This window comes from Robiginitalea sp., from assembly GCF_982776155.1.
The window spans coordinates 508221-530634 of sequence record NZ_CEXZKX010000001.1 but is presented as its reverse complement, the minus strand read 5'-3'; the positions used below and the strand labels follow the sequence as shown (position 1 = coordinate 530634).

Genomic DNA, 22414 nt, shown 5'->3' with positions numbered 1-22414 from the left:
GTTCAGGGTTCATACCGTCTAAAAATAATACATGCATTGACATCGCCGAAGCCAAAGCTGGCTTTTGCCAGATAATTCAGGGCTGCAGGCCGGCTCGCCACCGGGACCCGGGTACGGTCTATGCGCGCGGCGATTTCCGGGTGCAGGTCCTGGGCATTCGTGTTGCCGTACACCACCTGGTCTGCCAGCTGCAGGACGGATGCCACGGCTTCCATGCTTCCCGATGCCGCCAGGCCGTGGCCCAGCAGGTCCTTGCAGGAGTTGATAAACGGAAAATCGCTGCCGGACCGGCCCAGGGCAGCAGACCACCCGTCGATTTCTTCCGGGTCCCGGGCCGTGGCCGTCAGGTGCCCGTTGATCAGGTCGATGGAACCGGCGTCTACCCGACTATCGGCCAGGGCTCCCCGGATACACCGCAGCACGCCTCCGGCATTGGCTGCCGTCATCGTACCTCCTCCCCGCTGGCCCCCGCTGTTGACGGCTCCCCCCAGGATTTCCGCATATATGCGGGCTCCCCGGGCATTTGCACTTTCCAGGGATTCCAGAACCAGGGCACCGGCTCCCGAACCGGGAACAAATCCCGACGCGGTGGCCGACAGCGGCCGGCAGGCAGCTTCCGGTACCGCGGGGTCCGCCGATGATAAAATACGCATCGCGTCAAACCCTCCCCAGATGTACGGTCCCGAATCGGAGCAACTCCCCGCAAGCATGCGCTCGGCACGACCATTGCGAATATGCCAACAGGCAAGTAGCAAGGCCTCGGCACCTGTGCTGCAGGCCGAGGAATTTGCCCCGGACCAGTTCCCGCACCCGAGTTTCCCCGACAGCCAGGCACTCGCCCCGCTCGCCATAATCTGAGGGACGGTAGTACTGCCCAGGCGGCGCACTTCGTGGGCATCGATACGGTTAACTGCCGCCCGGAACGTGTCTACCCCCAGCAGGCCGGTCCCGAAAAGTACCCCGGAATCCCAATCCGGCTCGTCCGATCCCGCCGGATACAGGCGGGCGTCCTCCCAGGCCTCCATACCCGCCAGCGCCCCGTAAATCAGGCCGGATGCCGTCAGACCCCGCCGCTCCAGGCTCGTAAAGGTAGTTTCGAGGACCTCCGCGGGAATTTCCGGGGCGGCTCCCATCGTACATCGAAATCCCAACCGGTCGAGTTCGGCAATATGCCGAATCCCGCTCGTTCCGAGCCGCATAGCCTCCCGGAACCCCGCTGTGCCTATAGCATTGGGGGCGCATATACCCAGCCCGGTAATCACGACGCGTCGGTTCATGCAGCAGAATTTATTAGCATTCCCGATAACCGGCCTTTACACGCCAAACGCCCGTCCGTCAAAAACAGCCGGACATCGCAACGCAGCTTTCCGAATCGGAAATAAAGTTTTTCGCTCACCACCCGGACAGTTTCGCCCGGGGAAACCGGCAGTAGGAATTCCATCCTGGAATCTGACAGTGCAAAGCCCGGTGCCGCCGCCGCCGAATTACCCGGTAACCCGGAAAGGTGAATCCCCAGGCAAACCAACCCGATCTGGGCACAGCATTCGGTGAGCAGTACGCCGGGGGTAACAGGGCTGCCGGGAAAGTGGCCGGGGTAGAACCAGCTTTCCGGCCGGAATGTATAGCGGCCGGACGCCCCGGTATCAGAGACGTAATCCAATTCGTCCACAAAACGGAACGGTTCCCTGTAGGGCAGTCGATTCAATATTTCCTGTAACTCGTCCTTCATCTCATCGTCCTTCACTAAAGAATACTTTGCTGCGCTGTTTAGCAGAGCCTCTCGCCTCCGTCCACGCAGAGGACATTGCCGGTTATCCAGGCCGCTTCGGGCTGACTGAGGAGGTAAACGGCGTTGGCCACATCGGCAGGCCGGGTCAGGCGGCCACTCGGGTTCCGGCGGCTTGCGCGATCCAGCAATTTCTTTACCCCGGGGATGCGCATCAGCGAATCCGTTTGGGTAACCCCTGCCTGCAGGCAATTGACGCGGATTCCCTCCGGGGCCCATTCCACGGCCATTTGGCGGACCAGGGCCTCCAGGGCAGCTTTGGCCGTTCCCACGGCCCCATAGGCCGGTAAAACCCGTTGACTTCCCTCGCTGGTAAATGCAACCAGGCAGGCTCCCTCACCCAGCATCCCGCGGCCTTTCAATTCCCGGGCCCAGTCGTAAAACGCAAAGGCCATGGCTTCCGAGGTAATGGCCAGGTCCCGCCCCGTCAGGCCGTCTGACTCCACCATACGCTTCAGGTTGCCTTTGGCAATGCTGAATACGACCAAGCCAACTTTCCGACCGGGTGTGAGCCAATCCTCGAGGGCATTGAGAAACTGGTCTCTCCCCTCCCCCCCGATGGCATCCGTATTCTGGTGCAACAAATGGGCTCCGTTGTTTTGCAATGCCTCGAAATGTTCCCGGACGGCTTCGAGGTCTTTGCGCGGGTCGCGATGAACAACCGCAACCGGATAACCGGTAGCTGCTATCTTCTCTACCGTTGCCAGGCCAAGCCCTTTACTGCCTCCGATAACCAGGGCGCAGTCCCTTGAAGTATTCGTTAACATAATATCTATATATAATTGTATACAAAGCTTTTAACTCAGATATTTAATCAAGATGCAAGAACTCGATCAGCATCCGTTGAGCGGTAAACCCCGGGCCGAAACTCAGGATGAGGGCGGGGCCCGGTGGCAGGCTGGGATCCTCCAGATAAGCCTGCAATACATAGAGGACGGTGGCGCTGCTCATGTTGCCGTAATGGCGCAGGACCTCCCGGGTTTTGTCCATATTGGCCAACTGGTCCCGGAATAGTTCCGACACGGTTTCCACGATCTTTCTCCCTCCCGGGTGGAATATCAGGTGCCGGAGGTCGGTAATTTCAAGGCCGGACTGTGCCAGAAACGGTCCGAGAAACTGCTGGAAATTCCGGCCGATGGCGTGGGGCACATCCGGATCCAGGATCATCCGGAGTCCCCGGTTGGTCAGGTCAAAACCCATCAATCCGGTCGATTCCGGGAAATGATACATTCCTTCGGCGAGTATCCGCGGGCCGGCCTGCCCCGCTTCGTTGCTGAGCAGCACGCAGCTCGCCCCATCGCCGAAAATGGCGGCACTGATAATGTTCGCCATGGATCGGTCGTTGTGCTGGAAGGTCGCCGCAGGCGATTCCACAGCCAGGACTGCGGCCCGGCTCGCCGAGCCGGCTTGCAGGAAACGCCGGGCGTAAATCAGGCCGGAGACACCTCCAACGCAGCCCATTTCGGTAACCGGAAGACGAATGATATCGCCCCGAAGCCCCTGATCATCGATCAGGTAGGCATCCAGCGATGGGATCATGATGCCCGTACAACTAACTGTAATCAGAATATCCAGAGAATCCGGCTCCCAACCGGCCGCCTCCAGCGCTGCCTGAAGGGCACGGTTCCCGAGCTCCCTGGCCCCTGCCGCATACAGTCGGTTCTTCGCCTCAAAACTCGAGGGGGTAAATACCTCGGCGACATCCATAATCCCGTATCTGCGATCTACCCCGGCACCTTCAAAGATCTTCCTTGCCTTCCTTCGCAGCCGGTCCGGTTCGTCCCGGAGCCACTGGTCCAGATAGGGCAATATCTCGTCGGTAGTTCGGCTGAAAGCGGGCAGCGCCCGTTGGGCCGTAACGATCGATACGTCGTTCATAGCAATTTCTTTTTAGGTTCCAGTGTCCACAGGTACCGAAAGGCCCACCGCCATACCAGGCGGGTGCGCCCCAGGGGCAATCCTGCCGCCAAACGACTGAAATCCTTTCGCCTGAAGCCCCGCAGTATGGATATGCGCCCGTCGCTGCGGGCAATCGGCGACCTCATAAAAATAAGCCCAAAAAGCCAGAACAAATAATATGCTGCCGAATTCCTGTGCAAATCATTTACGACGATGGCCCTCGGGCCCTGAGAGAGCCAATGCGCCAACAGCTCCCGTATTTGGGTATCCGTAAAATGATGCAGGAACAGGTTGCAGATGACCAGGGTTCCTTCCGGGAATTCCGGCTGGTTCCGCAGGTCGCGCTGCCGGAAGGCGATTTCCGGATATCCGGCGGAAGCCTGCCGTGCCTGGTCCAGGGTCTTTGGGTTAAAGTCCCACCCCGTCAGGCGGCAGGGGATTTCTTCCCTTCGGCAGTGCCCCGCCAGGTAGCGAAGGAATTCCCCGTCCCCGCAGCCCACATCCAGCACGTGCACCGGGCCTGCCTTTTCCAGGCTGAGAAAAGGCCTGAGGCCTGCCAGGCTCGTGGCATGCCCACCAAGCAACCGGTTAACCCGTCGAATATCCGCGAGTGCCAGGGCCAGTCGGCCCTCATCGAGCTCCAGGTCGTCCATTTGTTCAGCGGCCTGGCTCCGCATTTTAAAGCGGCTCATGGATGAACGGGGGTTCCATGGGTTTTCGAAACAATAATCGGCAGCAACCCCGGGAAAGAACCGGCCATCCGCACAAGGACATCCGTCATTCGGGAACGCGTCAGGAGCCATTGCAATGCACGGCCGGATAACAACCGACCCCTGAAAGCGGTATCCCATTTCCCTGAATAATCTTCATTCGCCACCCCATTTCCGGGGCCTGGGACACCCGCCTGTTGTCCGAGTTGCCGGGCCAGCATCCTGCCCCCCAGGATAGCCATCGCCATACCATTGCCGGTTAAGGGGTGGATCAGCTGCGCAGCATCCCCGGCAAATAATACCTGGTTCCTGTGGCGCTTCTTGGCGTCAAAGGAGATCTGTGAAATGGCCAATGGACGTGAAAACAATGGTTTCGCCTCCCCTAACGCCTCCCGCAACCCGGGGTGTGCTGCAATAATTTCTTTTGCGCAGGTTTCCGGCGAATTAAAATCGGTGAATCGTTCCTGGCGGATCAGGAAACAAAAATTGAGGGTTCCGGTTTCCGTAACCGACAAACCGCCATACCCCCCGCGAAAAGTATAGAGCCCCACCTGGTCGGATGGATAATCGGCCTGGTAATGGTTTTTAATCGCCATCCATTGGGATTTTCTTCCAAAAAACGGCCGGTCTTGCTGCCGGTCCAGGTTGCTGCGCTTGCCCCAGGTGGCCAGGATGCGACCGGCCCGATAATTTCCTGCATCCGTACACAGCGAGCTGCCTGTTTCCCCGGGGTTGATTTCCCGAATGGTTTCAAACCGCAGGCGGACACCCAGCCCGGAAGCCGCCTCGCAGAGCCGGTGGTCCAGCGCATACCTGCTGATGCCCAGCCCCCCAAGCGGCAGATCGGCAAATACCGGCCTGCCTCTTTCGGACTGGAGCCGCAGGCGGGTAATCCGGGGGCCGTCCGACAGGTTTACCCCGATGGATTCCAGATACGGAAGTACTTCGGCCGACAGGTACTCCCCGCAAACTTTGTGGCGCGGGTAGGGATGCTTTTCAAAAACCGTAACGTCCCGCCCCATGCGCCTCAACTCGATGGCCGCAGTCAGGCCGGCCAGACCCCCTCCCGCAATGGCGATTTCCGTGAATTCCATTTTCTTAAGTTACGCGAAATCAAAAAAAATCCCGGCCGGAGCCGGGACTAATTTTATTTGGATTCAAATCGGGGAAGCTGGCGATCAGTTTCCGCCCGTTTCCTTCCGGGCCTCCTCCTTGAGGGCCTCACTGGCGATGATCCCCATTTCCACACGGCGGTTTTGGGCCTTGCCCTCCGCGGTGGAGTTGTCGGCACGGGGCTGGGTTTCCCCGTACCACCTAACCGTAAAGCGGTCCTTGTCTATCCCCTGGGCAACCAGGTAGTTGACCACAGACTCTGCCCGGCGCTGGCTGAGGCTCATATTGTAATCCTCCGGCCCGGCGCTGTCGGTATGTCCTTCCACCAGGATCACGGATTTCGGGTATTCCTTAAAAATCCCCGCCAGTTTGTTCAGGGTGGTTACCGAGGCGCCTTCAATAGCCGACTGGTTCGTGGCGAAGTGGACCCCCTGGTCCTGGGTGAAGGTGACATTGATCCCCTCCCCTACGCGTTTTACCTCCGCACCTGGAAGTTCTTCTTCTATTTTTTCGGCCTGCCGGTCCATCCGGTCCCCGATGTATCCGCCGGCAACTCCGCCGACTACCCCGCCAATGATGGCGCCGAGTACGGTATTGCCTTTGCCCACATTGTTGCCGACGACCCCGCCGATGACCGCGCCGCTACTGGCGCCGATTACAGCGCCTTTCTGTTTGTTGTTTGCATTTTTAACGGTATTGCAACCGAATACGAGCCCGAGGATCAGCACCCAGCCCGCCATGCGTATACGATAGGTTTTCATGGATTATTTTTTGATAAATTGATATACAACGCTCACAGGCTGGCCGTCTACCCGGACATTGGAGCGCATTTGCATTTCGGTGGCCGTCAGGTTTTCGATTGTCAGCCGGTACCCGTAGCCGCCCGAGATGTCCTTTCGGTTTTCGTCGATGAATTTGAACTGGAAGGTCGGGTTGTAGCTTTCAGGTTGCTCAATGACAGACCAACGGAAAAACCGGTCGCCCCCATTGCAGAGACTGCCGGACTCAATGGTATAGCGCCCCGTGCTGTTGTTGTCGCGGAAATACCATTCGCTGCCTTCATAGCATATGGCATCGGCATCGTCAAACAGGGTTGCCTTAAATGTCCCTTCGTTATTGGCGTAAACGATATCCGTGAGGGTCCATGTACCGCTTATCATGTTGCGTTTTTCCCGTACGGCTTTGGAAACGGAGCAGGATTGAATCCCCATTGCCGCCAGGAGTATCATTGGGAGTATGCGTTTCATAAATGATTGTTTTGTTCGAATATATACGGTCTAAGCCCGTTTCCGGACGTTGCCTATATCGAAAGATGCGCGAAATCCCGGTAGAAACTTTGCCCGATCCGCAGAATTGTGTCCCCGCTAAAATCGTAAAGGGGAAAGCGTGCCGCCGGTTACCCCGCCTCAGTAAGCAATCAGTTCTTCCAGGGCCCGGCGTAACCGCTCTTTTGGCAGGAAGCCCGCTTCCAGGTTACGGGCAAAAGGCACGGGGGTTTCCAGGGAAGCCACCCGGCGAACCGGCGCGTCCAGGTATTCAAAGCAATGTTCGCCTATCATGGCGGCAAGGTCCGAACATACACCGCCAAAGAGCGTGTCCTCCTGCAGGAGCAAGACCTTCCCGGTCCGGCGGACGGATTCAAATACCGTCCCGGTGTCCAGCGGACAGAGCGTCCGCAGGTCAATCAGGTCGGCATCGGTGACCCCCAGCGCATCCAGGGCTTCGATAGCCCAGTGCACCCCGGCGCCGTAGGTGATTACGCTCAGGCCCTCCCCTTCCCGTAAACGCGCTGCCTGCCCGAAAGGCATGGTGAAGTAATCCTGGGGCACATCCCCGTATAGCGACCGGTAGAGACCCTTGTGCTCAAAGAACAACACCGGATTCGGGTCCTCGATGGCCGTGGCGAGCAATCCCTTGGCGTCCGCCGGGAATGCCGGATAAGCAACTTTAAGGCCGGGGACTTTGGTAAACCAGGCCTCGTTGGTCTGGGAGTGAAACGGACCCGCCCCCACTCCGGCACCGCAGGGCATCCGGATCACCACATCTGCCGGTTCCCCCCAACGGTAATGCACCTTGGCCAGGTAATTGACAATCGGGTTGAACCCCGACGTGACAAAATCCGAGAACTGCATCTCGACCACCGCTTTCATACCCCCCAGGGAGAGCCCCATGGCCGTGGAGACGATACCCGATTCGCAAATGGGTGTGTTCCGGACCCGGTCTGTACCAAACTCCTCCGCAAACCCTTCCGTCACTTTAAAGACGCCACCGTATTCCGCAATGTCCTGCCCAAGGAGCACCAGGTTGTCGTGCCGCTGCATACTTTGCCTGAGTCCCTGAGAGACGGCATCTACCAAGCGGATATTATTTGCATTTAATCCTTTTTCAACTTGTTTAAATACAAATGGTTTAAACACATCATTTAACTCAATACTTTCATTGAATTCAACAGCGGGTTCTGCAAATGCCTCGTCCAAAGCGTTATCAATCTCCTCCTGAATTTCCTTTTTAATCCGCACCTCGCGAACTTCGCTGAGGATCCCGGACTCCCGAAGGAAGGCCGCGTAGTTTTCCAGCGGGTCCCGTTTCCCCCAATGCTCCATCATCTCCTCCGGGACGTAGCGCGTGCCGCTGGCTTCCTCGTGTCCGCGCATCCGGAAAGTTTTAAACTCCACCAGGACCGGACGGGGTTCCTTCCGCATACTGGCGCATAGTTCGCTGATTCTCGCGTAAACCTCCTGGATGTTGTTGCCGTCCAGAATATGCGATTCCATCCCGTAGCCGGCGCCCCGGTCGGCCAGGTTTTCGCAATTGTACTGCTCGGAAACAGGAGTGGACAGCCCGTACCCGTTGTTTTCTATGCAGAACAGCACCGGCAACCCCCATACCGACGCTATATTCAGGGCTTCGTGAAAATCCCCCTCGCTGGTGGCTCCTTCCCCCGTAAACACAGCCGTCACCCGACTGCGCCCCTGTAAAAGGTCCGACAGGGCAATCCCGTCGGCCACCCCCAGTTGCGGGCCCAGGTGGGAGATCATGCCGACAATCCGATGCTCCATACTCCCAAAATGGAAACTCCGGTCCCTGCCCTTGGTAAATCCGTTAGCCTTGCCCTGCCATTGGGCAAACAACCGATTCAGGGGTACGTCCCTGAAGGTAAACACCCCCAGGTTCCGGTGCATGGGAAGGATGAATTCCTCGGGCTTCAGGCTGGCCGCCACACCCACTGCAATGGCCTCCTGCCCGATGCCGCTGAACCATTTCGAAATCTTCCCCTGACGCAGCAGGATCAACATCTTTTCCTCAATCAGCCGGGGGCGCAACATTTCCCGGTAGAGTCTGAGCTGCATCTCGCGGGGCACCTGGAAGGATTCGTAGTCGAAAGCAAGCGGGGTCTTTTCCATAGGGTATGCAATGGGTATTTACCCACAAATCTACATATTCGCCGGCAGGATGGCCTATTATTTTATTAACTTTGGGCCAGTAAAAACGCAGCCTATGAACCAGATTCCCAGTGCCGACCTGCGCGACTTCATCTCCGGGGACCCCCAGCGCAAAAACGCCTTCGTCGAACAGCTCGGCGGGGCATTTGAAGACATTGGCTTTGTAGCGCTTAGCGGGCATTTCCTCTCGGAAGAGCTCGTGGAGGAGCTCTACAGTCAGGTGAAGAATTTCTTCAACCTGCCCCAGGAGGTCAAGGCCAAATACGAAATTGAGGGCATAGGAGGCCAGCGGGGGTATACCTCCTTTGGAAAAGAGCACGCCAAGGGGCGAAAAGCGGGCGACCTGAAAGAATTCTGGCATTTTGGGCAATACGTGGAGGACGACCCGGAGCTCGAAGCGGAATACCCGGATAATGTCTTGGTTGAAGAATTGCCGGAGTTTAACAAAGTGGGCCGGGAAGCCTACAAGATGCTTGAGAAAACCGCGCAGTATGTTTTACGGGCCCTTGCGCTCCGCCTGGAATTGCCCGAGAATTATTTTGACGAATTCATCCACAACGGGAATTCCATCCTGAGGCCCATCCACTACCCGCCCATCACGGAGGAACCCAAAGATGCCGTCCGGGCAGCGGCCCACGGGGATATCAACCTGATCACCCTGCTCATGGGCGCGCACGGCAAGGGCCTGCAGGTACAAAACCACAAGGGCGAATGGATCGACGCAATTGCCGCCCCGGACCAGCTGATGATCAATGTGGGCGATATGCTATCGCGCCTGACGAATAACCGGCTGAAATCGACGATCCACCGGGTGGTCAACCCGCCCCGGGAACTCTGGGGTACTTCCCGCTATTCCATCCCGTTTTTTATGCACCCCATCAGCACGATGCCCCTGGATTGCCTGGAGCACTGCATCGACGAGGAAAACCCGAAACGCTTTGAGGACATCACCGCGGGGGAATTCCTGCACGAACGGCTGGTGGAGCTCGGCTTGGTGAAAAAATAGCTGCACATGGACCTGCGAGATCAACTGAAAAACCTGTTTCCCGACCACGAACCGGAACCGGAATCGGAATCCGATTCGGGGAATCCCGACCCAAACCCCGTTTGGCTGCAGGAAGACCCCATCCGCTGTATTTACGAGAAGCGCCGCGGCAAGCCGGTAACGGTCCTTGAGGGCTATACGGGTGCCGATTCGGATTTCGCTTCCCTTACCCGGGAAATCAAGAAGCACCTGGGGGTTGGAGGCTCCTACAAGGACGACCGCATCCTCATACAGGGCGACTACCGGGACCAGATTATGCAACTTCTTAAAAGCAAAGGTTTTAACGTAAAGCGGGTAGGCGGATAATACGCCGGGTATCTGTTAATTAGTTTTGCTTTTTATCGACGAAGTATTACATTTACTCGATAGAACCGCAACCAAAACAGTCCGAAAATGAGTTCCCAATTGCACATTACCAACGGGGATAATTTCACCCAGCGATTACAAGAACTGAAGTTGAAGGGCGACATTATCACCTGGCGGGAGATGCTGTGCGAGGGGAAGACGGAGACCAATGTGGGCAGCGAAGCCTTTTGGAAAACCCGGTTTGAATTCCTCCACAAGAACTACAACGTCAGCAAATCCTGGTTCATCGAAAAAACGCTGAAGGAATACCGCTCGCTCTGCAACCACAAACAGCAGGACGAGATTATTTTGTGGTTTGAATACGACCTTTTTTGCCAGATCAACATGCTGGCGGTCATCAGCTGGCTGAAAACGCATCGGCGTCACGCCCGGATCACGCTGGCCTGCAGCGGCGACCAGGAATCCGACGGCAAGTACCACGGCCTTTCCGAATTGAGCGAGGAACAAATCCACAAACTCTTCGACAAACGGGTAGAACTCTCACAGGACGATATTGAATACGCGGACTACGTGTGGCAACTCTATTGCAGCGACAACCCGATCCGGCTGGAAAACCTGACGGATTTTGAGAATTACAAATTTGATTACCTGGAAAACAGCATCCTGGTCCACCTCAAGCGCTTCCCGACCATCAGCAACGGGCTTAACGAGTTGGAAAACCGGGTCCTCCAGGTAGTTGCCGAGGAGAAACCGAAAAGCAAGAAAGCCCTGATGAAGTCCCTGCTGACCAACCAGGGGTGGTATGGTTTCGGCGATTCTCAATACGAACGCATCCTATCCAGTCTCAAGCCGCTCTTTTCCTCTATCAGCCCTGCGCGGCTCAATAAAACCGGCAAGGACATCCTGGACCGGAAAACGAGTTATTACTCGATGATCCGCGATAGTGATGCCTACCTGGGCGGCGCCCTGAAATACAACTTCCTTTACAATTCGGATTCCGGGCGCATCCTAAAGCTCTGATATGTCCCTGGAGCCCTCCGAACTCATTTTGAATGCGGATCGCTCCGTCTACCACCTCAATCTACGGCCGGGGGATCTCGCCGAAACCATCATCCTGGTGGGCGATCCCGAACGGGTCCCTCAGGTCTCACGCCATTTTGATTCCGTTGAATTCTCCGTGTCCAAGCGCGAATTCACCACGCACACGGGCACGTTGGGCAAACAGCGCCTGAGTGTCGTTTCCACGGGCATCGGAACGGATAATATCGATATTGTCCTGAACGAAATCGACGCGCTTTTCAACATTGACTTTGAGACCCGGCAACCCAGGGCGACGACAACCCGCCTTCGCCTGGTCCGTATCGGTACCTCCGGGGCGCTGCAAAAGGATATTCCCGTGGATTCCTTCGTAATCAGCGAGTATGCCATCGGGTTTGACGGCTTGTTGCACTACTATGACAGCGAGCACTTGCAACGGGCAGATATCCAGTACCGCTTTCTGGAGGCGATGCAATGGTCTGTTATGAAAGCGGTGCCCTACGTGGTGACCCCCGATCCCGGGCTTACGGATTTATTGAGTACGTCGGAAGTCATCCGCGGGATGACGGCTACCAACCCGGGGTTTTACGCCCCCCAGGGCCGCAGGTTGCGCCTGCCCCTTCAACAACCGGACTGGTTGGCCCGGATGGCTGAGTTCCGGTTTGGGGACCTCCGGATTACCAATATGGAGATGGAAACAGCTGGCATCCTCGGGCTGGCCGGCTTGCTGGGCCACCAGGCCGCCTCCCTGAGCGCTATCCTGGCCAACCGGGCAAACGGGGAGTTCTCCGAAGACCCGTCACGGACTATCGACCGGTTGATCACCCGCACTTTGGAAATCCTGGTATAACTGGTATAAATTGGATTCTATGGAAAATTTGGCACGAATAGCCGGAGTCCCGGAACATTTCAACCTGCCCTGGCACCTCGCACTTCAGGACGGCGCCTTTGCCCGACAGGGCATCCGCCTCGAATGGACGGATGTGCCCCAGGGAACCGGGCGCATGTGCGCCATGCTCGAAGCAGGGGAGACAGATCTCGCCCTGATACTCACTGAAGGATTTGTCAAAGCGGCTTCCGGGGGGCTGGATGCCGTCATTGTCCAGGAATATGTGGGATCTCCGCTGCAATGGGGCATCCATGTGGGCAGTAAAAGCGATTTCCGGGAGGTCGGAGAGCTTCAAAACGGCCGGGCGGCCATCAGCCGGTACGGAAGTGGCAGCCACCTGATGGCTTATGTCCTTGCCGGGAACATGGGCTGGGATACGCAATCCATGGGTTTTGAGGTGGTCGATACCCTGGACGGGGCAGTTAGCGCCCTGTCTGCGGGGGAAGCCGATTATTTTATGTGGGAACGGTTTACCACCCAGCCCCTGGTCGATTCCGATGTGTTCCGGCGGGTCGGGGTCTGCCCAACCCCATGGCCTTGTTTTGTTTTGGTTGCCCGAGGCGAATATGCGCGTTCAAAGCCCGGGGTCCTGCAAACCCTGCTGCAGGTCATCAATAGTTACACCTCTCGCTTCAAAGCCATCCCGGATATCGACCAGACCCTGGCGCTCCGGTATGATCAGAAATTGAAGGATATACGTTCCTGGCTAAAAATCACCGAGTGGAGTCAGCAACAGGTTGGAGTACAAGTTCTTGATAATGTAATCAATACATTATTTGAATTAAACTTATTATCCAACAATATCAGGAAGGAGGATTTTTTATGGGAGCCCACCTCCGGGAATCCCAAATAAACCCTTTCTAGGCGGGGGATTTTCCCGGGATGCACGCCCGTAAAGGCGGCCTGCTCCTGCAGGAGCTCCAATCACCATTCGATTGGGCTCCTCCCCCCCGCTTCCAGCAATTCATTTGTTTTTCTGAAGTGGCCGTTGCCAAACCACAGCCCCCGATTGGCACTCAGCGGGGACGGGTGGCCCGAGGTAAGGATATGGTGTTTCGCCGCGTCGATCAGGGGCGCCTTGCGCTTGGCAAATCCGCCCCAGAGCAGGAACACCAGGTTGTCGCGATCTTCCGAAAGCCTGCTGATTACCGCATCGGTGAAAATTTCCCAGCCCTGTTTCTGGTGGCTTCCCGCCTTGTGGGCGCGAACGGTCAGGGTAGCGTTGAGCAACAACACCCCCTGTCGGGCCCACCGGCCAAGATCCCCGCTCTGCGGGCAGGGCTGCCCGAGATCCCGCTCAATTTCCCGGAATATATTCACCAAAGAAGGCGGATGGCTTACGCCCTCGCGAACTGAGAAGCACAGCCCGTTGGCCTGCCCCGGTCCGTGATAGGGGTCCTGACCGATGACAACCACTTTGACTGCATCGGGATCGCAGTGGGAGAAGGCTGCAAAGATCTCCGCCCCTTTCGGGTAACAAGTGTGCTCGTTGTATTCCCGACGGACAAAATCGGTGAGTTTCCGGAAATAGGGTTTCTCAAATTCCGGTTGCAAAAGCGGTTTCCAGGCCGGATTTATGCGTACTTCCATGAGGAATCAGTTGGTTTTTCAGGGAGACGGGGCTATTCGGCGAAGGTACAAAATACCCGGCGGAAGGCGGGCGGGCGCGCCGTCCTTTTCAGTAATTCGCCATTCCGCTTTTTACCGGCATTGACTACCTTTGCCAGGTTGCCTGTTACGATGAAGAAAATCACTGCAAAAACGCTTGAAGACCTGGAATTCCCGGAAATCCGGAAACAACTCGAGGCATTCTGCCATACGGGCCCCGGCAGGCAGGCGGCCCGGTCGGTTACCCCTTTCCGGGATGCCGGGCTCCTGCAGGATAGCCTGACTCGCGCCTCGGAATACCTGGCGTCGTTTGAAAACGACAACCAGATCCCGAATCACGGGTTTGAACCGGTAGACTCCTTCCTGGGGATGCTTAAGGTGGAAAACAGTTTACTGCCCATCGAGGCTTTCCGGCATATGTCCGATTTGGCTGGTTTGATACGGGACCACCAGCGGTTTTTTAAAAAGTTTGCAGACTATTACCCGTATCTGAACCAATGGGTTACCCGGGCGGAATTCCACGGGATAATCCCGGAGCGAATCGGCGGGGTGATTGACCGTTTCGGGGAAATCCGCGACGACGCCTCGGACAATCTGCGGGAGATCCGCCGGAAGATGGAACAGGCGCGGGCCGGAATCAACAAGAGTTTCAATTCCGCCCTGTCGCGCTACCAGCAAGCGGATTACCTGGACGAAATTCGGGAGTCGGTGGTCGAGAACCGGCGGGTACTCGCGGTGAAAGCGATGTACCGTCGCAAGGTAAAGGGCAATGTGCTTGGCACTTCCAAGACCGGCAGTATTGTCTATGTCGAACCGGAGGCTACCGAACGGCATAACCGGGAACTCCAATTGCTGGAACTCGACGAAAAGGATGAAATCCACAAAATCCTCCGGGCCCTGGGAGCCGATTTAAGGCCTTTTATTCCGGATCTGGCCACCTACCAGGATGTCATGACGGAAATCGATCTGACGGCAGCTAAGGCACGTTATGCGGCATCTTACGGGGGGATCCTCCCGGAGATCAATTCGGATCGGAAGCACTACCTCCGCGATGCCTACCACCCGTTGCTCCTGCTCAGCAACCGGAAACAGGGCCTGAAAACCTGGCCCCAGACCATCGGGATGCACCCGGAGAACCGGATTATCGTAATTTCCGGGCCGAATGCAGGCGGGAAGAGTATCACCCTGAAAACCATCGGACTCCTGCAGGTGATGCTGCAAAGCGGCCTGCTTATCCCCGTCCACGAGCGAAGTTCCTGCCGGCTCTACGATCAGGTGCTCACCGATATCGGCGACAACCAGTCTATCGAAAACCACCTGAGCACGTATTCCTACCGGTTGAAAAACATGAACCGCTTCCTGCGAAAATGCAATGCGGAAACCCTTTTCCTGATCGATGAGTTCGGCACGGGCAGCGACCCAGAACTCGGCGGCGCCCTGGCGGAAACCTTCCTGGAAACCTTCTACGAACGGGGCTCTTTTGGCGTGATCACCACGCACTACGCCAATTTAAAGGCATTGGCGGGGGAATTGCCACATGCCAGCAATGCAAACATGCTCTTTGACCGAAAAACCCTTGAGCCGGTATTCAGCCTGGAGGTGGGCCAGCCGGGGAGCTCCTTCACGTTTGAGGTAGCCCAGAAAAACGGCATCCCTTTCAGCCTGATCAACAAAGCCAAAAAGAAAGTATCCCGGGGCAAGGTGCGATTCGACGAGAGTATCGCCAAACTCCAGAAGGAACGCAGCAAAATGGCTAAGACCGGGGACCGGCTTCAGGAAGAAGAGAGCAAAGCGCGGGAGGAGGCCGAAAAGTTGGAGACCCTGAACAGCAAATTGAAGGAAAAACTCAGCAGCTACCAGGAGCTTTATGATTACCACCAGCGGATGATCCACCTGGGCACCCGGGTGGACAAGGCGGCCGAACGGTATTTCCGGGAGAAAAAGAAGCGCCCGCTTATCTCTGAGCTCTTGCGCATCGTGGAAACCGAGAACAGCAAGCGCAAAAAGCCATCGGCTGAATCCCGGGCCGAGATCAAAAAGAAAGAGCAGGCCAACCAACAGATTAAGAAGGAGATAAAGGAGATACGAAGCCAAAAGGCTGCGAAAAAGAAACAGGAAGAAAAGCGCAAAAAGTCCCGACCAAAGCCCGTGCTGAAGGTGGGCGACAGGGTGCGGCTGCTAGACGGCAAATCCGTGGGCAGTATTGACAGCATCGAGAAGGACAAAGCGATTGTCAACTACGGGATATTTACCACCAATGTGAGTGTGGACCAGTTGGAATTGGTGGAAAAAGGCAAGAAGGGGTGATACTGCATATGCAGCCGGGTAGCTTCATTTAATCTGTGGATATAAAGCGGCGATTTATCCTATTAGGGGTGCCCCTCCCCGCCCCTCATTCAAGATAATTTAGCCCTCCGCAAATTCCATGCAGCAGAAATCGCAAACCCCGACGTATCTTCGCGACATGGATTTCCCTGAAGGCAAAAAAATCATCCTGTTCGACGGTGTTTGCAACCTTTGCAACGCTGCGGTCCAGCGCATCATCCAGCGAGACAGGCAAGATGTTTTCCTGATGGCGCCGTTGCAGGGGCCAACAGCCCGGGAACTGACCCGGGAAAGGGGCATTGACACGGAACAGGTAGACTCCATCATCCTGATCGACCCCGGGGTAGCCTATTACATCAAATCCGACGCCGCTCTGGAAATTGCAAGGGACCTGAAGGGGTACCGCTGGCTGCCGTTCCTCACCGGCTGGATCCCGCGTGCGGTTCGCGACTGGGTTTACGACCTGGTGGCTCGCAACCGGTACGGCTGGTTCGGCAAACGGCAGGATTGCATGCTGCCCACCCCGGAAATAAAGGAAAAGTTCCTGGATTAATGGATGCATCGGGCCTTAACAGCCCAATGCCCCGTTATTTCAGGTTGTTAAGGATAAAGTCCAGTGTGGGATTGGTATTGCGCTTATCCCGAAAACTCAGGCAGTCGTGCGGCCCTTTCACGGCCAGGCCGATGTCCTGCAGGTAGGCAATCTGCTTTTCGAAATCCAGGGCAACCTTGCCGGTGAGCATCCGGTCCATGGATTCCTCCCGCAAATAGCGCTTATAGATCTTGCGCAACCCACTCAGGTAGAGCCGGTCTTTGGTGAAACCACCCCCCCGATGCGCCCTCAGCGTAATCGTAAATGCCGCATCCCGGTCCAGCTTATACTGGTTGTGGATCAGATCGAAGGTATCTGCAAAGCTGTAACCTTTACTTAAACTATCAGATGCTAATACCCTGTATGATATCTCTTTAAGTCTTTTTAAAGTAAGGGCGCCGCCCATGTATTCGCTGAAAACGGCCAGGCCTTCCTGGGTCTCCACGTTTTTGGGCAATCCATTGGAAAATATTTTCAGGGGTTGCGCCAGCCCGTTGAAAGTTGTGACCAGGTGCACCCCAATTTCATGGTGTGCCAGGGTGAGCAACTGGTTATCGCTGAACCGGGCGTTCCGCTTGATAAGCAGGCTGCGGCTGCTATTGCTCACCATGGCCTCCGCCGCAATATGCGTCGAGAACCGGATGTCCAGAGGAAAATCGTATTGCTTTGCGAATTTCTCAAAGTAGGCCCGGGCCGCTTCCGGGCTGTGCCGTTTTTCCATGTTCCCGAAAGCGGGTTCGTCTTCAAAATGCAGGATAAACCGGGCGTTTTCCACGTCTTTCTCCGTCGGCGTGCCGTAGACTCTCAGGGAATTGTAGTAGAACCGTTTTCCGTGCCCGATCGTTTCGATACACTGCACCATATTCGCGTAAAAGTAGATGACCTCCTTATACATGTCCCGGATCACGGGGTCCTCAATGCGATCCAGCCGATGGGAAAAAAAGAGGCGGTGCAGCTTATAGGGGTCGAACTTGAGTTTGGGATACTTAAATTGAGGCTCCTCCGTAAATTTCGATGCGAAAAACCGGTGTTTTTCCTTTTCCGTATTCAGCGGGTTGACGTACTGCAGCAATTCGATGCGCTTTACCAGGCGGTCCAGGTGGGTATCGATTTCCAGGACCCGGGCGTACTCTTGCTGCAGGTCGGGGTGTATTCGGGGTTCGGTCATAGGGATTTTCGGAATGCGGCGAGCTGCAAAGGTATTAATTCTTTCAATTGCCGGCGTACAGCCGCCACGACTTCCGGATAGAGGATGCCGCTTGTCTCGTCGCAATACACCTTGGCGATCTCGGTGGCGAGCACCAGGGTGTTTCCGAAGTTTCGGGTGATGAATTTCAGAAAGTATCCGTTGCCCTGAAAGGTATCGTTGATCCGGGCGGTGGAGGGGATCGCGTGGGGCAATACGATATCCGCCAGTTTTGCCCGCCAGGCCTCGGCCAGGTGTCCAAAACGCGCATTGTCGATATTGCGGGTCCCCAGGTTCCAGGTGGGTACCTCCCGCTGCCAGCGACGGTAATTATAGCTGTGCATGTCGATGACCAGAACGGCGCCGTGCAGGGACTCCAGCTTGCCGACCAGGGCATGGACTACCTGGTAAAAGGCCTGATGTTTTCCCAGGCTGAGCTGATGCTCCCTCCCGGGAAGGGGTCGCTTCCACAGGGGTTTGCCCCAGGCGTCCTCGTAAATAGCAGACTCCGGCGGGCGGTTCAGGTCGTATTCAAACCGGCTGTCACAGCCCGCCAGGACTATCGGGTGGTCGGCTACCATGTCGCGGGTACAGGGGTCCTCCTCATACCATCGCTCGTATTCCGTATGTGTGCAGATACCCCATAGTGCTTTGCGGAACTGGTGCCCGTCGTGGACAGCCCCGCACACCAGGGGGGCGTACTCTTCGATTTTCAGCCGGAAGGAATAGTCATCGGCTACGGCTTCAAAGGGTTCTCCCCGTTCAATGCGGCGGAGCATCTCCGCCACCGGGAGCCTAAGCATCGTCAACCTCTTTACGCAGGCGGGAACGGCGGTCAAAGGCCTTCAACTTGTCCATCACCTTGCTTTCAATAAAATCGATAACCTTGGTCTGCACCTTGGTTTTATAAGCCTTGTTGATGTAGGTAATCCCGCCCGGGGACATCACATTCACCTCTACCAGCTTCCCGCCGATCACGTCGATCCCCACAAAATAGAGCCCGTCGCTGACCAGCCTTGGGCCAATCTGCTTGCAAAGCGCCTTTTCCTGTTTGGTCAGCGTGTGCTTGGCCACGGAACCCCCTGCGGAAACATTCGAACGGTGGTCGCCGGAGCCCGGGATGCGGCGCATGGCGCCAATTGGCTCCCCATTGAGGAGCAGGATCCGGATATCCCCCTGGTCGGCCCCTTCGATGTACTCCTGGAGGATGACGTAATTTGAAGTGCCGTCCGAATTGGTGATGTAGAAATCCAACAGCGAATTGATGTTGGACATGGCCGACTTTTCAATGAGAATCACCCCGGAACCCCCGTATCCGTTAAGCGGCTTCAGGATCATCCGGTCGGATTCCGATTCTTTGATCTGCCGGATCAGGTAATTTTTGTTTTTGGATACGTGCGTATTGGGTATGATGTTGCTGTGCGTATCGCCAAACGCTGCCGTATACAGCTTGTTGTTGGCCTCCCGCAACCCCCGGAGGGAATTGACGATAAACACATCGTCCTTTACCGAGTCCAGGAAGTTGAGCATGAGTGGGTCCAGGGGTGGGTTGGCACGCATGAATATCACGTCGAATCCGGCCAGAGGAAGCATCTCCTCCCGGGTAGTCGCCTTCTTGTAGAAGGCTTTCAAATTACCGGGTATCTTTTCCATCCGGTTGATCACCGTACAGAACGCGCTGGTGACGCTGTTCCGGATGGTGAGGTTGGCCGGGGTACAAACAGCCACCCCGTGGTTGCGCCGCACGCATTCGTGGATGAGCGCCAGGCTCGTATCGTTGTCCGGGTCGATTTCTTCCCAGGGATACATCAGGAAACAGATATTCATATTGCGCATTTTTCGTTAAGCATTCTCCGCCAGAACTGAAACCGGCCGGACTCCGGTGGCTCAGCGAACTTCGTCCAGGTGATCGTCCCAGTTTTTGACCTTGGGTTTCCCGAGTTTCCCCACCGATTTGGCTACCATCATGGAAACCGTGGCATCCCCGGTAACGTTGACTACTGTACGGAGCATGTCCAGCGGCCGGTCGACGGCGAATATCAGCGCCAGGCCAATGGCCAGTTTGTCTGCGGGGAAATTGATGGACTCCAGGACAATCACCAGCATCACCATCCCGGCGCCAGGCACGGCGGCGGATCCGATGGAGGCCAGCAACGCGGTAAGGATGATGGTCAGTTGCCCGGCAAGGCTCAGCTCAAAACCGAGCGCCTGGGAGATGAAAACGGCCGCAACCCCCTGGTACAGGCTGGTCCCGTCCATGTTGATGGTGGCACCTACGGGCAGCACAAAACTCGAGACCTCCTTATCCACCCCGATATGTTCTTCCACCCGCTCCATGGTAACCGGCAGGGTGGCCGCGCTGGAACTCGTGGAGAAGGCTAGCAATTGGGCGGGGCTGATCTTCTTCAGGAAGGTCCATGGGTTGTAGCGGGTAAAGGTAGCGACCACGAGGCTGTAGAAGACGATCATCAGGAAGAGCCCGAGGACAACCACTCCGGCGTACTTGAGCAGTGCCAGGAGCAGATCCGGATCTCCCGAGGAGACCACCACGTTGGCAAGGAGCGCAAAGACGGCTACCGGTGCCGTCAGCATGATCAGGTCCACCATTTTGAGGACCACTTCGTTCAGGGCGTCAAAAAACTTTTTCAATGGCTCGGCATCCTTCTCCCCGATAAGCAGCATACTGATCCCCAGGAAAATGGTAAAGAAAATCACCTGCAGCATGAGCGCATTGTCGCTCAGGGCCTGAAAAGCGTTGTCGGGCACCATATCCACAAGGAACTGCAGGGGTCCGCTCTCCCGCTGCCGGCTCGCTTCCTCCAGTTTGGATGTAACCCCGGCATCCGAGGCGTAGGTTTGCTCGAGCTGGGCGATGGTTTCCTCTGAAATGCCGTTCCCGGGCTTCATGATATTGACCAGGATCAGACCGATACTGATGGCCACCACTGTGGTCACGATATAAATCCCGATGGTCCGCAGGCCGATATTCCGGAAACTGGAGATGTCCTTCAGGTCGGAAATCCCCTTGACCAGGGAGGCCAGGATCAGCGGTATGGCAATGAGTTTGAGGAGTTTGACAAATATTGTCCCGAAGGGGTTGATCCAGTCCTGGACAAATTCGGCCCCCCAGTCCGGGTAAGTCATTACAAATCCGAAAACGATACCCAGCAACATCCCGATCAGGATTTGCCAGTGCAGGTCGAGCTTCCTCATATAGGTTATTTGGTTTGAGCCCGGAAGATACTATTTATGCGGGAATCCCCCCAAATTCAGGCTTTCAGATTTGGGAGAGCCGGGCCAGCAGCGACATGTCCGCGAGGACCAGGGCTGCCATGGCCTCCACAATAGGGACGGCCCGCGGGACGACGCACGGGTCGTGCCTTCCCTTCCCCTGGACGGTGACCTCCCGGCCTTCTTTGTCGATGGTGTCGTAGGATTGCAGCAGGGTGGCCACCGGCTTAAAGGCCACACGGAAATAGATATCCATGCCGTTGCTGATTCCGCCCTGTACACCCCCGCTGTGATTTGTCCGGGTACTGCCGTCCGGGTTAAAGGCGTCATTGTGCTCGCTGCCCCGCATGGTGACGCCCTGGAAGCCGCTGCCGTATTCAAAGCCCTTCACCGCGTTGATCGAAAGCATGGCCCCGCCCAGGCAGGCGTGCAGTTTATCAAAAACGGGCTCCCCCCACCCGGCGGGCACGCCCCGGATGACGCAACTGACCACCCCGCCTATCGTATCCCCGGATTTACGGACCTCCCGGATATGCGCTTCCATTTGGGATGCCATTTCCGGATCCGGGCAGCGGACCGGGTTGTTTTCGGCCTCCTCCAGGTTTAATTCCCCATACGGGGTATCCAGGGCCATGGTTCCCACCTGGGAAACATAAGCCTGGATCGATACATCCCCCAGGAGCTGTTTGGCAATCGCCCCGGCCACCACCCGGCAAACCGTTTCCCGGGCGGAACTGCGCCCGCCACCGCGGTAATCCCGCTTGCCGTATTTCTGATCGTAGGTATAATCCGCATGGGAGGGCCGGTATGTACCGGCGATGTGACTGTAATCTTTTGATTTCTGATCGGCATTGGGAATCAGAAAACCGATGGGGGTCCCGGTGGTTTCCCCCTCGAATATCCCCGAGTAAAACTGCACCTGGTCGGACTCCTTGCGTTGGGTAACAATGGCGGACTGCCCGGGCCTGCGTCGGTCCAGGTCTTTCTGGATGGCCTCCAGGTCGATTTTCAAACCGGCCGGGCAACCGTCGATTACCCCGCCCAATCCTTTACCGTGTGACTCCCCGAAGGTGGTGAGCCTGAAAACCGTACCAAAGCTGTTTCCTGCCATTGTAGTGTAATTTGGACGCGGGGCACCCGATTCCGGATGGAATGGGACGTCGGATTCCCGGGATTTAACAAGCCCCAAAGTTACTTCTTAACACCTTGCGAACCAAAGGGCATCGAATAATAGTCGCTTAAA

At 56.5% G+C, this 22414-nt stretch carries 22 protein-coding genes; 7 read left to right on the top strand and 15 right to left on the bottom strand.

The annotated features are described in order from the left end of the window. Window positions 1-2: 2 nt before the first annotated feature. The 9 genes from AC3DKS_RS02120 to AC3DKS_RS02080 form a co-directional block, all read right to left on the bottom strand. Window positions 3-1277: a beta-ketoacyl-[acyl-carrier-protein] synthase family protein gene (locus AC3DKS_RS02120; protein ID WP_272607293.1), complete on the bottom strand. Its 1275-nt coding sequence runs from the start codon at window positions 1275-1277 to the stop codon at window positions 3-5. Beyond that, complete coding sequence (locus AC3DKS_RS02115) at window positions 1274-1729, bottom strand: 3-hydroxyacyl-ACP dehydratase FabZ family protein (RefSeq protein ID WP_272607436.1); 456 nt, start codon at window positions 1727-1729, stop codon at window positions 1274-1276. The genes AC3DKS_RS02120 and AC3DKS_RS02115 overlap by 4 nt, the downstream gene beginning before the upstream one ends. A 38-nt stretch (window positions 1730-1767) precedes the next feature. Beyond that, window positions 1768-2553 carry an SDR family oxidoreductase gene (locus AC3DKS_RS02110; RefSeq protein ID WP_272607292.1) on the bottom strand — a complete coding sequence of 262 codons (786 nt, stop codon included), beginning with the start codon at window positions 2551-2553 and terminating at the stop codon, window positions 1768-1770. A gap of 43 nt (window positions 2554-2596) precedes the next feature. Further along, complete coding sequence (locus tag AC3DKS_RS02105) at window positions 2597-3664, bottom strand: type III polyketide synthase (RefSeq protein ID WP_272607291.1); 1068 nt, start codon at window positions 3662-3664, stop codon at window positions 2597-2599. Further along, entirely contained in the window at window positions 3661-4377 is a 717-nt protein-coding gene (locus AC3DKS_RS02100; protein WP_272607290.1) for a methyltransferase domain-containing protein, read from the bottom strand. The genes AC3DKS_RS02105 and AC3DKS_RS02100 overlap by 4 nt, the downstream gene beginning before the upstream one ends. Further along, window positions 4374-5489, bottom strand: a complete 1116-nt coding sequence (locus AC3DKS_RS02095; RefSeq protein ID WP_272607289.1) for an NAD(P)/FAD-dependent oxidoreductase — start codon at window positions 5487-5489, stop codon at window positions 4374-4376. Before AC3DKS_RS02095 ends, AC3DKS_RS02100 begins: the two co-directional genes overlap by 4 nt. Window positions 5490-5573: 84 nt before the next feature. After that, complete coding sequence (locus tag AC3DKS_RS02090) at window positions 5574-6269, bottom strand: YiaD family glycine zipper/OmpA-like lipoprotein (protein ID WP_272607288.1); 696 nt, start codon at window positions 6267-6269, stop codon at window positions 5574-5576. Window positions 6270-6272: 3 nt separating this feature from the next. Next, a complete protein-coding gene (locus AC3DKS_RS02085; protein WP_272607287.1) occupies window positions 6273-6755 on the bottom strand; it encodes a lipocalin-like domain-containing protein in 483 nt (160 codons plus the stop codon). Between the two features lie 159 nt (window positions 6756-6914). After that, the gene (locus tag AC3DKS_RS02080) at window positions 6915-8912 is read right to left on the bottom strand and encodes an alpha-ketoacid dehydrogenase subunit alpha/beta (protein WP_272607286.1); all 1998 of its coding nucleotides are present in this window, start codon (window positions 8910-8912) and stop codon (window positions 6915-6917) included. A 94-nt stretch (window positions 8913-9006) separates the two neighbouring features. On the opposite strand from AC3DKS_RS02080, the gene AC3DKS_RS02075 reads away from it, so the two are divergent. The 5 genes from AC3DKS_RS02075 (at window position 9007) to AC3DKS_RS02055 (ending at window position 13082) form a co-directional block, all read left to right on the top strand. Continuing rightward, the gene (locus AC3DKS_RS02075; protein ID WP_041327208.1) at window positions 9007-9957 is read left to right on the top strand and encodes an isopenicillin N synthase family dioxygenase; all 951 of its coding nucleotides are present in this window, start codon (window positions 9007-9009) and stop codon (window positions 9955-9957) included. A gap of 6 nt (window positions 9958-9963) precedes the next feature. After that, window positions 9964-10302 carry a translation initiation factor gene (locus tag AC3DKS_RS02070; RefSeq protein WP_272607285.1) on the top strand — a complete coding sequence of 113 codons (339 nt, stop codon included), beginning with the start codon at window positions 9964-9966 and terminating at the stop codon, window positions 10300-10302. An 87-nt stretch (window positions 10303-10389) separates the two neighbouring features. Continuing rightward, window positions 10390-11322 (top strand): DUF1835 domain-containing protein, encoded by a 933-nt coding sequence (locus tag AC3DKS_RS02065; RefSeq protein WP_015754898.1) that lies wholly within the window; start codon window positions 10390-10392, stop codon window positions 11320-11322. 1 nt (window position 11323) lies between these two features. Continuing rightward, entirely contained in the window at window positions 11324-12190 is an 867-nt protein-coding gene (locus tag AC3DKS_RS02060; protein ID WP_272607284.1) for a nucleoside phosphorylase, read from the top strand. 19 nt (window positions 12191-12209) lie between these two features. Then, a complete protein-coding gene (locus AC3DKS_RS02055; RefSeq protein WP_272607283.1) occupies window positions 12210-13082 on the top strand; it encodes a substrate-binding domain-containing protein in 873 nt (290 codons plus the stop codon). Window positions 13083-13153: 71 nt separating this feature from the next. Here the strand turns inward: AC3DKS_RS02055 and ung are convergent, their stop codons facing one another. Next, the gene (gene ung, locus AC3DKS_RS02050) at window positions 13154-13819 is read right to left on the bottom strand and encodes a uracil-DNA glycosylase (protein WP_272607282.1); all 666 of its coding nucleotides are present in this window, start codon (window positions 13817-13819) and stop codon (window positions 13154-13156) included. A gap of 150 nt (window positions 13820-13969) precedes the next feature. On the opposite strand from ung, the gene AC3DKS_RS02045 reads away from it, so the two are divergent. Further along, complete coding sequence (locus AC3DKS_RS02045; protein WP_272607281.1) at window positions 13970-16144, top strand: endonuclease MutS2; 2175 nt, start codon at window positions 13970-13972, stop codon at window positions 16142-16144. A 118-nt stretch (window positions 16145-16262) separates the two neighbouring features. Continuing rightward, the gene (locus AC3DKS_RS02040; protein WP_015754893.1) at window positions 16263-16715 is read left to right on the top strand and encodes a thiol-disulfide oxidoreductase DCC family protein; all 453 of its coding nucleotides are present in this window, start codon (window positions 16263-16265) and stop codon (window positions 16713-16715) included. A 34-nt stretch (window positions 16716-16749) separates the two neighbouring features. Here the strand turns inward: AC3DKS_RS02040 and AC3DKS_RS02035 are convergent, their stop codons facing one another. The 5 genes from AC3DKS_RS02035 to aroC all read right to left on the bottom strand — a co-directional run bounded on the left by AC3DKS_RS02035 (window position 16750) and on the right by aroC (window position 22282). Next, on the bottom strand, window positions 16750-17922 hold the full coding sequence (locus AC3DKS_RS02035; protein ID WP_272640685.1) for a peptidase MATCAP family protein: 1173 nt from the start codon (window positions 17920-17922) through the stop codon (window positions 16750-16752). Beyond that, window positions 17919-18743: an N-formylglutamate amidohydrolase gene (locus AC3DKS_RS02030; RefSeq protein ID WP_015754891.1), complete on the bottom strand. Its 825-nt coding sequence runs from the start codon at window positions 18741-18743 to the stop codon at window positions 17919-17921. Before AC3DKS_RS02030 ends, AC3DKS_RS02035 begins: the two co-directional genes overlap by 4 nt. Next, window positions 18736-19767, bottom strand: a complete 1032-nt coding sequence (gene gshB / locus AC3DKS_RS02025) for a glutathione synthase (protein ID WP_083760718.1) — start codon at window positions 19765-19767, stop codon at window positions 18736-18738. Before gshB ends, AC3DKS_RS02030 begins: the two co-directional genes overlap by 8 nt. A 60-nt stretch (window positions 19768-19827) precedes the next feature. Continuing rightward, entirely contained in the window at window positions 19828-21153 is a 1326-nt protein-coding gene (locus AC3DKS_RS02020) for a dicarboxylate/amino acid:cation symporter (RefSeq protein WP_015754889.1), read from the bottom strand. 64 nt (window positions 21154-21217) lie between these two features. Beyond that, the gene (gene aroC, locus AC3DKS_RS02015) at window positions 21218-22282 is read right to left on the bottom strand and encodes a chorismate synthase (protein ID WP_272607279.1); all 1065 of its coding nucleotides are present in this window, start codon (window positions 22280-22282) and stop codon (window positions 21218-21220) included. Window positions 22283-22414 lie beyond the last annotated feature (132 nt).